At 71.0% G+C, this 13,682-nt stretch carries 12 protein-coding genes; 9 read left to right on the plus strand and 3 right to left on the minus strand.

All coding sequences use genetic code 11. From position 1 onward, the window contains the following. Position 1 precedes the first annotated feature (1 nt). From cobJ to ACOZ4I_RS01310, 7 genes are all read left to right on the plus strand, one after another. A complete protein-coding gene (cobJ, locus tag ACOZ4I_RS01280) occupies positions 2–1,087 on the plus strand; it encodes a precorrin-3B C(17)-methyltransferase (RefSeq protein WP_424002235.1) in 1,086 nt (361 codons plus the stop codon). Positions 1,088–1,089: 2 nt separating this feature from the next. Further along, positions 1,090–1,311 (plus strand): ferredoxin, encoded by a 222-nt coding sequence (locus ACOZ4I_RS01285; protein WP_424002237.1) that lies wholly within the window; start codon positions 1,090–1,092, stop codon positions 1,309–1,311. Then, positions 1,308–1,967 (plus strand): cobalamin biosynthesis protein, encoded by a 660-nt coding sequence (locus ACOZ4I_RS01290; RefSeq protein WP_424002239.1) that lies wholly within the window; start codon positions 1,308–1,310, stop codon positions 1,965–1,967. The genes ACOZ4I_RS01285 and ACOZ4I_RS01290 overlap by 4 nt, the downstream gene beginning before the upstream one ends. After that, on the plus strand, positions 1,964–3,187 hold the full coding sequence (locus tag ACOZ4I_RS01295) for a CbiX/SirB N-terminal domain-containing protein (protein WP_424002241.1): 1,224 nt from the start codon (positions 1,964–1,966) through the stop codon (positions 3,185–3,187). Before ACOZ4I_RS01290 ends, ACOZ4I_RS01295 begins: the two co-directional genes overlap by 4 nt. 28 nt (positions 3,188–3,215) lie before the next feature. Next, positions 3,216–3,587 carry a DUF3209 family protein gene (locus ACOZ4I_RS01300; RefSeq protein WP_424002243.1) on the plus strand — a complete coding sequence of 124 codons (372 nt, stop codon included), beginning with the start codon at positions 3,216–3,218 and terminating at the stop codon, positions 3,585–3,587. Next, positions 3,580–4,848 carry a PQQ-binding-like beta-propeller repeat protein gene (locus ACOZ4I_RS01305; RefSeq protein ID WP_424002245.1) on the plus strand — a complete coding sequence of 423 codons (1,269 nt, stop codon included), beginning with the start codon at positions 3,580–3,582 and terminating at the stop codon, positions 4,846–4,848. Before ACOZ4I_RS01300 ends, ACOZ4I_RS01305 begins: the two co-directional genes overlap by 8 nt. Positions 4,849–4,997: 149 nt before the next feature. Continuing rightward, a complete protein-coding gene (locus ACOZ4I_RS01310) occupies positions 4,998–5,774 on the plus strand; it encodes a hypothetical protein (protein ID WP_424002247.1) in 777 nt (258 codons plus the stop codon). A gap of 11 nt (positions 5,775–5,785) precedes the next feature. Here ACOZ4I_RS01310 and ACOZ4I_RS01315 read toward each other — a convergent pair whose 3' ends face one another. The 3 genes from ACOZ4I_RS01315 to ACOZ4I_RS01325 form a co-directional block, all read right to left on the minus strand. Next, complete coding sequence (locus ACOZ4I_RS01315; protein WP_424002249.1) at positions 5,786–6,499, minus strand: CbtA family protein; 714 nt, start codon at positions 6,497–6,499, stop codon at positions 5,786–5,788. After that, positions 6,499–6,705 (minus strand): CbtB domain-containing protein, encoded by a 207-nt coding sequence (locus ACOZ4I_RS01320; protein WP_424002251.1) that lies wholly within the window; start codon positions 6,703–6,705, stop codon positions 6,499–6,501. Before ACOZ4I_RS01320 ends, ACOZ4I_RS01315 begins: the two co-directional genes overlap by 1 nt. 66 nt (positions 6,706–6,771) lie before the next feature. Beyond that, positions 6,772–8,934, minus strand: a complete 2,163-nt coding sequence (locus ACOZ4I_RS01325) for a VWA domain-containing protein (protein WP_424002253.1) — start codon at positions 8,932–8,934, stop codon at positions 6,772–6,774. A gap of 35 nt (positions 8,935–8,969) precedes the next feature. On the opposite strand from ACOZ4I_RS01325, the gene cobN reads away from it, so the two are divergent. Both cobN and ACOZ4I_RS01335 read left to right on the plus strand, forming a co-directional pair. Then, positions 8,970–12,908 carry a cobaltochelatase subunit CobN gene (gene cobN, locus ACOZ4I_RS01330; RefSeq protein WP_424002255.1) on the plus strand — a complete coding sequence of 1,313 codons (3,939 nt, stop codon included), beginning with the start codon at positions 8,970–8,972 and terminating at the stop codon, positions 12,906–12,908. Then, positions 12,898–13,623 carry a precorrin-8X methylmutase gene (locus ACOZ4I_RS01335; protein ID WP_424002257.1) on the plus strand — a complete coding sequence of 242 codons (726 nt, stop codon included), beginning with the start codon at positions 12,898–12,900 and terminating at the stop codon, positions 13,621–13,623. Before cobN ends, ACOZ4I_RS01335 begins: the two co-directional genes overlap by 11 nt. Positions 13,624–13,682 lie beyond the last annotated feature (59 nt).

A 13,682-nucleotide genomic window follows, 5' to 3' on the forward strand; every position in this document is an offset into this window, starting at 1 on the left:
CATGAGCACTGACAACACCACCGACGAGAGTACAGAGACGGAATCGAAGTGCGGGGCGAGCGAGGCGCGCAGCGCCTCGGAGAGTGCGAGCGCACCGGACGCAGAGACGGATCCCGCGTCCAAATGCGGCGCGAGTTCGGCGAGTTCGTCGACGGAGACGACGTCGGACACGGGCGACGATACGGCCTCGAAATGTGGGGCCTCGTCGTCCGCATCTTCCTCGTCGTCTTCGACCAGCAGTTCCTGCGGCGCGTCTTCGTCCAGCGAATCGGACGAGGAGGAGGTCGGCGCGACCGTCGACGACTTCGACGCCGAGCCGGGCCGGCTCATCGCGGTCGGTCTCGGTCCCGGCCAGCCGGAGGGGATGACCGCCCGCGCCCGCTCGGCGTTGCTGGACGCCGAGCACATCGTCGGCTACACGACCTACGTCGACCTGTTGCCCGAGGAGATCACTGACGGGGCCGACGACATTTACAACACGCCGATGTGCGGCGAGGTCTCGCGGACGGAGGAGGCCATCGACCGCGCGCTGGCCGGCAACGACGTGGCCATCATCGGCAGCGGCGACCCGAACGTCTACGCGCTGGCGGGCCTCGCGCTGGAGATAATCGAATCGAAGGGCGCGACGGCGACGATGCTCGACTTCGACGTGGTCCCGGGTGTCCCTGCGGCCCAGTCCTGTGCGGCCCGCGTGGGCGCACCGCTGGTCAACGACACCGTCTCCATCTCGCTGTCGGACCACCTCACCGACATGCCGACCATCGAGTCACGGCTTCACGCCGCCGCCAAGGAGGGATTCACCATCACCATCTACAACCCCTGGAGCCGCAAGCGCCGGGACAACTACGAGAAGTGCTGTGAAATTCTGCTGGAACACCGCGACCCGGAGACGCCGGTCGGCGTGGTCCACGCGGCCGGCCGCGAGGACGAGCAGGTCGAGATCGTCGAACTGGCGGACCTGCCCGAACTCGGCGAGACGGACCTCGTGGACATGACCACCACCCTCCTCGTTGGCAACGAGGACACCTACGTCTGGGACGACCGGATGGTGACGCCGCGGGGCTACGAGACCAAGTACGACTACTGACCATGTACCGCATCACCATCGACCGCGAGGCCTGCGACGGCGTGTTCGCTTGTCTCGTCCGCGACGACCGCTTCGTGGAGGACAACGACGGATTAGCCGCTATCGAGACGGACGACCAGACGGCGATCGAGGCCACCTTCGACGACGACCGCCGGGACGACGCCGAACAGGCCGCCGCGGCCTGTCCGCTGGACGCGATTCGGGTCGAGGAGGTCCAGCCATGAGCGTCGAGACCGGTGCGCCGTCGGACATGCTCGCCGCCCACCCGGAGACGGCGTACTTCTGGGGCCGGGTCGCCGCCGACGGCGAGTGCGAGGACGGCTGTGTCACCGTGCGGACGACCGACGAGACGGCCGCCCGCCGCCTCGCGTCTATCGCCGGCGCGGAGCGCGCCGACCGCCGCATCGTCGAGCGGGCCTACGCTCACGACACGTCCATCACCCGCCGCGAGGAGGAGTTCACCGTCCAGGTCATCGGCGGCCTGGCCGACCGCGCCAGCGCGGCGCTGGGCCTGCCCTTCGACGGCGATTCGGGCGGCTACCGCTTCGACGCCCTCGCCGACTACGACCGCCAGCTCCTCCGGGGCCTGCTGGAGGGCTGTGGCACGGTCTGTTTCAAGTCCGACGCGGGGGCCGTGGGCATCTCGTTCGTCCACGAAGACGAGCGCCTGCTCCGGACGATACAGACGCTGCTCGACCGCTGCCCGGTCGACGCGCCGTCCGACGACCTCGCCGAGGCGTCCTCGGGCTACTGGTTCGGGGTGGCCGACGAGGCGGCCCCGGCGCTGGGCGACTGGCTCTACGAGGGCAGCGAAGCGACGGGGCTGTTCGCGCCGACCCGACGGCGAAAGCTCCGAAAGAGCGTCGAGCGAGTCCGATGAGCGAAGCGACCGTCGCCGCCGACGCGCTGGACGACGAGGCGGTCCTGCTCGTCGGCCACGGCTCCCGGCGCGAGAAGTCGAACGAACAGGTCCGCGAGCTGGCCGCCGCCCTCGAAGGGCGGCTCGGGATTCCGGTCGACGCGGCCTTCCTCGAACTGGCCGCGCCGGCCATCGACGAGGCCATCGCAGGGCTGGCCGCGACCGTCTCGCAGGTGACGGTCGTCCACCTCTCGCTGTTCGCCGCGAGCCACGTCAAGAACGACGTGCCGCTGGCGGTCACGCAGGCCCGCGAGGCCCACCCCGATCTCACCATCGACAACGGCGCGCACCTCGGCGTCCACCCCGCGATCCTCGACCTGCTCGACGACCGGGCGGCGAGCGTGGAGGCCGAACTGGGCGTCGACCGCGAGCGCGACGACGTGGCCGTCGTGGTCTGTGCCCGCGGTTCCAGCGACCCGGACGCCAACGCCGACGTGCACAAGCTCGCCCGTCTGCTGTACGAGGGCCGCGACTTCTCGCGGGTCGAGGCGTCGTTCATCGGCGTCACCGAGCCGCGGCTCTCCGAGACGCTGCACGACCTCGCGAAGGCGCGGCCCGACGCCGTCGTCGTCGTGCCCTACATGCTCGGCGACGGCGTGCTGACCGGCCGCATCAAGGACGGCGCGCGCGAGTTCGACGAGGAGTACCCGTACGTCGACGCCGCGCCCGGCGAGCCGCTGGGGACCGACCCGCGCCTGCTCGACGTGCTCGGCGACCGCTGGCAGGAGGCGCGCACGGGGAGCGTCGAGATGTCCTGTGACACCTGCAAGTACAAGGTCGAACTCGACGGCTACGAGGAAGACCAGGGCGGTGCCCGCGCGATGCTCCGGGCGCTGACCCACCAGGCCGAACACGCCGACCGCGAGGACGTGGCCGACGACCCCCACGTCCACGACGCCCCCGAAAAGCACGTCGCGGTCTGCACGAACCAGACCTGCGCGGGCGATGGCTCGCCCGCGGTCCTCGAACGCCTCCGCCAGGCCGCTCGCGACAGCGACCAGTGCGACGCCCGCATCACGCGTTCGTCGTGTCTCGGCCGCTGCGGCGAGGGGCCGATGGTCGCCGTCTACCCCGACGGAGTCTGGTACGGCGGCGTCGGGGAGCGCGACGCCGCGGAGATCGTCTCCTCGCACCTCGACCGCGACCGCATCGTCAGCGAACTCGTCGACCAGACGCTTTGAGGTTTCACCCCACTATTCAACACATACCATGAGCTGCTACGAAATCGAGGCCCTCCGACTCGGCCTCATGAACGTTCTCGGCACCGAAGACGACCACGCGCGCCAGCACGCGGAACAGGAGCTGGAGGGGCACCTCGACGGCCCCATCGAGGCGCTCGCGAACGCGGAGACGCTCGCGGGGATCGAGCGCCACCTCGACGCCGCCCTCGTCGACCTGGAGGAGGAGATCGCCGCCGCCGACGAGGACGACCCCGAGTACGACTACCTCCGGGGCCGACTCGTCGCGGTCCGCGACGCCGAGCGCGCGGTCCATCGCCTCACCGCACAGGGCGAGGACGTACTCGCCGGTCTCGGCGAGGCCCACGACGTGCTCCACGAGGCGTTCCCCGTCGATGAGTAGCCGGCGCGCGCAAACCGCGTCGCTCGGCGAGGTTCCCCCGGCCCGCTCGCGCCACCAGGGCCGCCGGTCGGCGGTCGCGCTGGCCGACGACCTGGCCGTCGTCGGAACCGCAGACGGGGACGTGCTGGCCTTCGACGCCGCGAGCGACGGCCCGCCGACCCCCCGGTGGCGTCACGAGACCGATGGCGACCCGAGCGTCGTCGCGGCCGTCCCGTTCGACGGCGGCGTCGCCGTCGGGGAGCGCAGCGCCCGTGGGCAGATCCGCTGTCACGACGCCGACGGCGGCGTCCGCTGGACCTACGACGCTCGGTCCGACCTCGGCGCGGCCCAGCGAGAGACGCGCTTTCTCCTGCCGTTCGTCGCCGCCCTCGCCGCCGACGGGGACCGGCTGTACGCCGCGGCGCGCCGGTACGAACGCCGAACGGATGCGGACGGCGACGACGTGCGGCACTTCGAGAGCGCGGTCTACGCCTTCGAGTCGGATGGCTCGGTCGCGTGGACCTACCGCACCGACGCCTCGCCGATCGCGCTGTCGGTCCGGGGCGGCCGCGTCGCCGTCGCGTACAACCGCTGTCCCGGCGACCACCAGCACGGGCTGGTCGTCCTCGACGCCGCCGACGGCTCGCCCCGGTGGATGTGGGACCCCGGAACCGACGGCCAGCGCCGCGTCGGCGACGTGGCGCTGCTCGCCGACGGCGCGGTGCTGTCGAGCCACGGCGATTACTGCGGCTACCGGCTGGATGCGGGTGGGAGCGAACGCTGGCGCGTCCCGCTCGCGACGCCGACCGACGTGGCCGGCGACACCGTCTACGCCTATCCGAACCACGTCCGCGCGACCGACGCCGGCGCGGTGTTCGTCACCGGCAACACCTATCCCGAGGAGGGCCGCCAGACCGACGCGCGCCACCCGAACGAGCACACCGCCGTCGGCGTCTCGCTCGCCGGCGAGCGGCGCTGGTCGGCCCCCGTCGGCGGGTTCGCCAGCGGACTCGGCGCGGCCGGCGACCTGCTGGCCGTCCCCGGCGCGCAGCACTTCCGCGACCGCGACGCCGATGCCCACGCGCTCCGACTGTTCGACGTCGCGGACGGCCCCGTCGAGACCTTCGATACCGACGGCGTCGTGACGGCGGCGGCGGTCGCGGACGGCCGCGCGGTCGCCGTCGAGGAACCAGTCGTCTATCACGACGACGGGCGCGAGCGCGGGGCCTATCGGCTGCATCGTCTAGAGACGGCGAACGCTGCGGCCGGCCCGCGTCGCTGACGCACCGGCACGCCGATCGCGCAGTAGCGACTTGTTCTGGCGCTCCGTCACTCGGCCGCGAGCCAGTGGTTTGGCTCCGGCTACTGTGGTAAGCGCTGGCAAACTAACCGTCCGCTCGGCCATATCCTCCCGATACGGAACCGTCGAACATGGCCAACGACACAGACGCGGACCACGACCCGGACGAACCGGCTGAAACGGACGACGCCGAGTCGTCGTCCGAGACAACTGCGGATCGGGACGCCACGCCGATTGCGGCGCTGGCCAAGGACGCCGACGCGGCGTCCGAGACTTCGGACGACGATGCCGACTCCCCGACCGAAGACCACCCGACCGAGCGCGAACGGGAGTTCGCGAAGATGCAGCGTCGGCTGAACGAGCGGGAGATGGGCCTCGACCAGCGGGGCGCGGAACTCGACCGCCGCGAGGAGAAGGTCGATGCCCGCGAGGAGGAACTGGAGCGGCGAGAATCGGAACTCGACGAGCGGGAGTATCGACTCGACGAACGCGAGGCCGCGCTCGACGACCGGGAGACCGACCTCGACGAGCGCGAGGCCGAACTGACGGAGTACGACAGGCAACTGTCCGAGCGCGCCGAGGAACTCGACGAGGACGAGGAGACGCTGAACACCTACCTCTCGGGGCAGATGGAGGACGTAGAGGAGTCGGTCACCGAGACGATGCACGACGCGCTCGACCGGTACGAGGCGACCCGGTCGACCGGGCGGTTCGGCCCGACCGGCACGATGCTCGTCGGGCTGGCCGGCGTGGCGCTCGTCGTCGCCGGCATCGGGTTCGGCGCGCTGGCGTCGGCCGGTACCGCGTCGGTCGGCCTCGGCGGGACGACGGCGAACCTCGCTGTCGCGGCCGTCGTCGCCATCGTCGGCCTGGCGCTGAACCTCGGCACGGTCGCCGGGAAAATCTGATCGCGCCGCCGTCAGTCGGCCGTCGCAGGGTAGTCGAGGTCCTCGGTCGCTCGGGTCTCGGCGTCCCCGAGCCACGCGTGGACGCCCGCGATGGTCGTCCACAGGAGTAGCTGCCCGAACACCACCGTCCAGCGGTAGGCGGCGACCAGCGACGCGGGCACGTCGCCGTGAACCGGGTTCGCGGGGGCGAGTATCACAGGGATCGCGAGCAGCGCGAGCGGGGCTGCTGTCGCGGCGAGCCTGACAACCGCGTGCCGGTCAGCGGTCCGCCGTGCGGCGAGGCCCGCAAGGACTGCGATCAGCGCGCCGAGAACCATCAGCCCGGCGTACCAGGCCAGCCGCGCGTCCGTCCCCAGCGCCTGCTCGACGCCCGGCGGCTGAGGGGGCAAAACGAGCCACGGCGCGCCCGAGACGGTGAGAAAGCCCGCACCGGCGAGCGCGAGCCGCTTCGTCGCGCCCGTCCCCGGCAGGGCCGGTTCGAGGAAGAAGTACGCCATGCCGAAGGCGGCGACGCCGAACAGGACGCCCCAGAGGACGCCGCCGCCGACGCTCGCGACCGTCGTCGTCAGCTCGGAGACGACCGGTCCGCCGCCGTGGCCGTGCCCGTGCTCGAACGTCTCCAGCCCGGCGGTGAACGCGTTGCCGACGGTCGCGACGAACAGCCCGTAGACCAGCCCGCCCGCGACGCCGGCGACCGCGCCCCGTTCGAGGTAATCGGTCGCCATCAGTGGCAGGTGATGCCGGCGCTGTGCCGGAAGTTGTGCAGCGAGTCGTGGAGCATCGGGTCCTGGACGAACAGGAGCGTGAAGCCAAGCGCCGCCACCAGCGCGATGGCGATGGCGATCTGCGGGCCTGTCAGCGCCGTTCTGGCGCGGTCGAGTCGGTCGTGCACACTGTCCGTGGCACGTGCGGTGTCAGTGTCGTCCTGCATTGAAATCTCAGTTGCCTAAAGAACAAGTAAGGTTGTAAAACTTCCGCCTCGCGCGGCTCGCCCGCCTTACCGTTCGCCCGCCACGGCGTCGACGCGTTCGGCGCTCAGAGCGTCGAGGGAAACGACTCGCGCGTCCGTCTCGCCGGCCACCAAATCGAGCAGGCCGGCGCGGCTCCCGTCGCCCGCGTCGACCACGACGGTCCGGTCGGCCGCTTCACCGAGCGCGCGGGCCGCGGTCCGCGTCGCTTCGACGGGGCTCCCGTCGGCGGCGTTGGCCCGGCCGTCGGTCACGACGACGGCGACGCCGGCGTCCGGGTCGGCGCGGTCGAGCACCTCGCGGGCGGCGGTCAGGCCGGCCGGCAGCGGCGTCTGGTCGCCGGTCGGGAGGTCCTTGAGGTGACGGGCGGCCAGCGAGACGCTGTCGGTCGGCGGCAGGACCACGTCCGCGCCGTCGCCGGCGAACGTGACGAACGCCACCCCGTCGCGGGCCTGATAGGCATCCTTCAGGAGTTCGAGCACCGTGCCCTTCGCCGCGCGCATCGCCGGCCGCATCGACGCGCTCGCGTCGACGGCGAACACGACCAGCGTCTCCGCGTCACCCGCCCGCACGGACTTGCGGAGGTCCCGCGACTCGACGCGGTCGCTCCCGCGCCCGGCCGCCGCCCGGACCGACGCCGCCGCGTCGACCTCGTCGTCCCGCCCGGCGCGCTCGGTGCGGACCGTCGCGCCGCGGGTCGTGCCCGTCGCACCCGCGCGGCCACTCGCTGCCCCGCCGTCCGTATCGACCGCCGGGGCGTCCACGTCGGGTGCGCCGCTGTCCCCGACGGCGGCCCGTGACTGGCCGGGCAGGAGCGGCGTCGCGTCCTCCGGATCGTCGGACTGGTCGGCTTCGCCGGATTCGCCGTCGCCGGATTCACCCGACTCACCGTCGCCGTTCTCGTCGTCGCTGTCGGGGTTCACGCCGCCACTCCCACTCTCCTGCTGTTCGCCGTCGCTGTCGGCCGATGCGGGGGTCGGCTGTTCGCCGCGCTCCCCCGATTCGTCGCCCGCCTCGTCGGATTCTCCGCCGTCGTCCGGCCGCTGGTCCTGCTGGGTGCCCCCCTCGCCGTCGCCCTCGGAATCGGCTCCCTCGGCTGTCGATTCGTCGCCGGCCTCTCCGTCGCCGTCCGCGTCGGTTCCGTCGTCCGACTCCTCTTCGGAATCGCCGTCCCCGTCCTCGAAGTGGTCGTCCAGCACGTCCTCGACGTCCGGCGCGTCCTCGAAGGGGCGGCTGGTGAGTCGGTGGGGGAGCGCGAACTCGGCGGCGCGTTCCACGTCGGATTCGAGGACGGTCGTCCGGCCGTCGAGCGCGGCGAACGTCCGGGCCGCTCGTGCGGTGGCGATGTCGCCGCGGTGCCCGTCCAGACCGGCGTCGCGACAGAGTTCGGCGATCTGTTCGCGGAACTCGCGGGCGAGGTCGACTTCCGAGAGCATTTCGCGGGCGGTCCGCAGTCGCTCGCCGGGCGCGCGGTCGGGTTCGGTCTCGTCTCCCCCCTCGTCGCCGTCTCCGAGCGCCCGGTCGATGATGGCGACCCGGTCGTCGAGGGCCTCGCAGGCGCTGACCTCGGTCTGGAGGGCGAAGCGGTCCCGGAGCTGGGGCCGCAGGTCGCCCTCCTCGGGGTTCATCGTCCCGACGAGTGTGAACTCGGCGGGGTGGGAAACGGTGACGCCGTCGCGCTCGACGCGGTTCACCCCGCTCGCGGCGGCGTCGAGCAGCACGTCCACGAGGTGGTCGTCGAGCAGGTTCACCTCGTCGACGTAGAGGATGCCGCGGTTCGCGCGGGCCAGCAGGCCGGGGTCGAACTCGTGGTCGCCGTCCAGCGCGTCGGCCACGGAGAGCGTGCCGACGACGCGGTCCCGCGTCGCGCCGAGCGGGAGCGTCACGAGCGGGACCGAGCGCGTCTCGATGGGCGGGTCGGCGCGGCCCCGGCAGTCCTCGCACTGGGCTTCTGGGCGGTCGGGCGGACAGCCGTAGGGGCAGTCCGCGACCGCGCGCTGCTCGGGGAGCAGGTCGGCGAGGGCCCGTACCGCCGTCGACTTCGCCGTCCCCTTCTCGCCGCGGACCAGCAGGCCGTCGAGGTCGTCGTCCGTCGCGACGGCGAGCAGCCCCTCTTTCAGGTCGCGCTGACCGACGACGCCCGCGAACGTCGGCCCCTGCGAAGCTTTTTTGCCCGCGCCGAATACAACCATACTTGTATTAGTGAAAACGGAGATTTAATAACGTTATGCCACAGCTTGGACTCTACACCGCGACGGAGAACGAACTCGGGGCCGTCCAGCGGGCCGCGGGCGAGGTGGACGCGGACCTCGTCGTGCGCTCGGAGAGCGACCTCGACGACGAACCGGCGGTCGAGGCGTTCGTCGACGAACTGACCGACGCCGACGCCGTCATCCTCTGGCTCCACGGGGCCGAGGACAGCATGCCGGGCTACGACCTGGCCGTCGAGCGTCTGCGCGAGGCCGGCGTCCCGCTGGTCGTGAAAGCCACCGGCGACGCCTTCGCCTTCGAGGACACGTCGGTTCCCGACGAGCACCGCGAGACGGTCTACGAGTACCTGGAGAAGGGTGGCGCGAGCAACGTCGCCAACTGCGCCCGCTACCTCGTCGCGCAGTACGGCGACGCCGACCCCGCGTACGACGACCCGGTGACACTGCCGACGGAGGGCGTCTACCATCCAGACCATCCCGGTGCAAGCATCGACGACCTGCGGGAGACGTTCGACCCCGCCAAGCCGACCGTCGCGGTCTGGTTCTACGAGTCTCACTGGACCCACGAGAACACCCGCTACGTCGACGCGCAGGTCCGGGCCATCGAGGGCCAGGGCGCGAACGCGCTCCCCATCTTCTGCGAGCCGGCGACCGACGCCGACGGCCAGTGGAACGCCGAGCGGGTCACCGAGGAGTGGCTGCTGGACGACGACGGGAATCCGCTCGTCGACGCCGTCTGCTCCTCGTTCATGTTCTCGCTGTCTATGGACGAGCGTGGGCGGAGCGCCTCCGACGAGGGCGACACCGCCGAGGACGTGTTCCTCGACCGCCTTGGCGTGCCGGTCATCCAGACCGTGACGACGATGCGCTCGCGCTCACGGTACGACAGCAGCGACACGGGCGTGATGGGCTTCGAACTGGCCCTGTCGGTCGCGCTCCCGGAGTTCGACGGCAACGTCATCACGCATCCCATCTCGGGCAAGGAGCGCACCGAGGACGCCGCCGACATCGGGAGCGCCCCGAAGCAGCACTTCCCCATCGATGACCGCGTCGACCACGTCGCGCGCCTCGCGGTCAACTGGGCCGAACTGCGCCACACCCCGAACGACGAGAAGAACGTGGCCGTCGTCCTCCACAACTACCCGCCGAGCGACGACGGCATCGGGACCGCCTTCGGGCTGGACTCGCCCGAGAGCACGGTGAATCTGCTCGAAGAACTGGACGTTCGGGGATACGACCTCGGTGATACCATGCCCGAGAGCGGCCAGTCGCTGGTCGAACGGCTCACTGCCCAGTTGACCCTCGACGACCGCTGGGTCGCGCCCGAGGACGTGCGCGAGATGAGCGTCGACACCGTCTCGCCGACCCAGTACGGCGAGTGGTTCGAGGACCTCGACCCGGACTTCCGCGCGAACGTCGTCGAAGAGTGGGGCGACCCGCCCGAGCGCCCGTTCGCGATTCCCGGCGCGGAGTTCGGCAACGTCCTCGTCACGGTCCAGCCGCCGCGCGGCTTCGGCATGGACCCTTCGAAGGTGTATCACGACTCGGACCTCCAGCCGCCCCACGACTACGTGGCGTTCTACCGCTGGCTCCGCAACGCCTACGCGGCCGACGCCGTCGTCCACCTCGGGACCCACGGCAGCCTGGAGTGGCTCCCCGGCAAGACGGTGGGCCTCGACGGAGAGAGCGCGCCCGACCAGTTAATCGACGATATCCCGAACGTCTACCCCTACATCGTCAACAACCCCGGCGAGGGGACGCAGGCGAAGCGGCGCTCCTACGCCGCCATCGTGGACTACCTGACGCCGGTGATGGCCAACGCCGGGACGTACGACGACCTGGCAGACCTGGAGGAACTGGCCGACCGCTACCGCGAAGCCGGCATGGAGGACGCCCGTAGCGACGACGGCGAGCACCTCGCCGAGCAGATTCGCCGGACTGTCGACGAACTGGACCTCGCCGTGGAACTCGGGATTGCAGGCGAAATCGACGAGAAGGCCGACGTGCGCGGCCCGGACGAGGCCGGATCGACCCTTGCAGAAGGTGCTGTCGAAGGCGAGGAACTCGACATCGACGCACTCGTCGAGCGCGTCCACGAGTACCTCACCGACGTGAAGACCACCCAGATTCGCAAGGGCCTGCACACGATGGGCGAACCGCCGGCCGACGACCGACTGGTCGACTATCTGGTCGCGCTGACCCGCCTGGAGAACCCCGGCGCGCCGTCACTGCGCGAGAGCGTCGCCGGCGTCCTGGGCGTCGACTACGACAAACTCCGCAACGCCCCCGGCGAGTACGACGAGGCCCTGGGGATGACCTACGCCGAGGCCGCTGACCGCGTCCACGAGACCAGCAAAGACCTCGTGGGGACGCTCGCCGAGCACGACTTCGACGTGCCCGTGAGCGAACTCGACGACGGGGACTCGGAGGTGAACATGAACCTCCTCGTCGTCGACATCGACCCCATCGGCGACGCGCGTGCTCGCTCCGGCGCGCACGACGACCTGCGAGAGGTACTCGCGTACATCTGCGAAGAGGCCGCCCCGCGGGTGGCCGGCGCGGCCGACGAGATTCCCCGCACCGCCGACGCACTGGCCGGCGAGTACGTCCCGCCCGGCGGCTCCGGCGCGCCGACCCGCGGCGGCGTCGACCTGCTCCCCACGGCCCGGAACTTCTACACGCTCGACCCGCGGAAGGTCCCGGCCAAGACGGCCTGGGACGTGGGCAGCGAGGTCGCGTCCGGCGTGGTCGACCGTCACGAGAGCGACGAGGGCGAGTACCCCGAGGAAATCGGTGTCGTCGTCTGGGGCACGCCGACGGTCCGGACCCGCGGCGAGACCATCGCGCAGGTGCTCGCGCTCATGGGCGTCGAACCGGTCTGGTCCGACGCCGGCCGCGTCGAGGACGTGGAGCCGATTCCGCTTTCGGAACTCGGCCGCCCGCGAATCGACGTGACGACGCGCGTCTCCGGCCTGTTCCGGGACGCCTTCCCCGCGGCGGCGGGCGTGGTCCACGACGCGGTCGACGCCGTCGTCGACCTCGACGAACCCCACGAGATGAACTACGTGAAAAAGCACGTCGAGGCGGAGACCGACGACCTCGTGGCCAACGGCATGGACGAGAGCGACGCCCGCAGCGCCGCCAAACACCGCGTGTTCACGACGCGGCCCGGCGGCTACGGCGCGGGCACGAACAAGGCCGTCGACGAGGGCAACTGGGACGACCGCTCGGACCTCGCCGACGTGTACGTCCAGTGGGGCGGCTACGCGATGGGCTCGCGCGGCCGCGTCAGCGAGGCCCACGAGTCCTTCGAGCGCCGCCTGTCCTCCGTCGACGCGACCGTCAAGATCGAGGACACCGCCGAGCAGGACGAGTTTGACTCTTCGGACTGGTACGCCTTCCACGGCGGGTTCATCTCCGCCGTGACCGAGATCGCCGGCGAGGAACCGAACTCCTACGTCGGCGACTCCTCGGACCCGGACAACGTCGACGTCTACACCAACGAGGAGAAGGTGCGCAAGGCGATGCGCGCCCGCGTCCTCAACCCCGCGTGGCTCGACTCGATGGAGGAACACGGCTACAAGGGCGCGGGCGACCTCTCGACCACGGTCGACGTGGTGCTGGGCTGGGACGCCACCACCGGCGTCGTCAGCGATACGCTCTGGGACGACGTGGCCGAGCGCTACGCTTTCGACGAGGACCGGCAAGACTGGCTTCGGGACGTGAACCCCTGGGCGCTGGACTCCATCACCGACACCCTGCTGGAGGCCATCGACCGCGGTCTCTGGGACGCCGACGACGAGACGCGTGACCGCTTGCGGGACCTGAATCTGGAAGTGGATGGTGACTTGGAGCGCCGAGCGACGACCGGTTCGGAGCGAGGCGCTCCGGACGAGCGAGCGGGGAGCAGTGCGACCCGCGAGCCCGAAGAGGAGGTGACCTCAGATGACGATTAACACGAACGACGCGACAGACGGTGAGACGAACGACGAGGACGACTTCGAGGAGTACGCCGACCTCGGCGCGACCACGGAGAACGCGATGGACATCGCCGAGACCTCGATGGACCGCGTGCGCAGGCTCGTCCCCGACGAGACGCTGGCCGACCGCATCCGCCAGAAGTCCGTCCACGCGACCGGCGACCCCGAGTTCCAGCACCTCGTCCGCTTCACCGGCGCAGACGAGGACGAACCGGTCCGCACGGGGGCCCAGGCGGTCCTCGACGAACAGCCCATCGTCACCGACATCACGATGGTCAAAGCGGGTATCACCGGCCGCGGCCACGACTGCCCGGTGCGGAAGGCCATCGGCAACGGCGCGGAACTGGCGGCCGAGACGGGGATGACACGGACGGCCGCGTCGGTGCTGGAACTCGACCGGGAGGGCGTCTACGACGGCGCAATCGCTGTTGTGGGCAACGCCCCGACCGCGGCGCTCGCGCTCGCTGACTGCATCGAGGACGGCACCCGGCCGGCCGTCGTCGTCGCGACGCCCGTGGGATTCGTGAAAGCCGCCGAGAGCAGAGAGCGGCTCCGCGAGGTGGCGGCCGAGCACGGCGTCCCGACCATTACGAACGTCGGCCGCCGCGGCGGGAGCGGGCTGGCCGCCGGGCTGACGAACGAACTGGTGCACGTCGCAAGCGATGTGCGGGAGGGGGCGGTCGATCTATGACCTCCCCCTCGGACGGAGCGAGCGGGGAGGAACGACCCGCGAGCCGCGATGGTGAGGTC

Origin of the sequence: Haloarcula salina (assembly GCF_049603855.1) — an archaeon.
GTDB classification, from domain to species: Archaea; Halobacteriota; Halobacteria; order Halobacteriales; family Haloarculaceae; genus Haloarcula; species Haloarcula salina_A.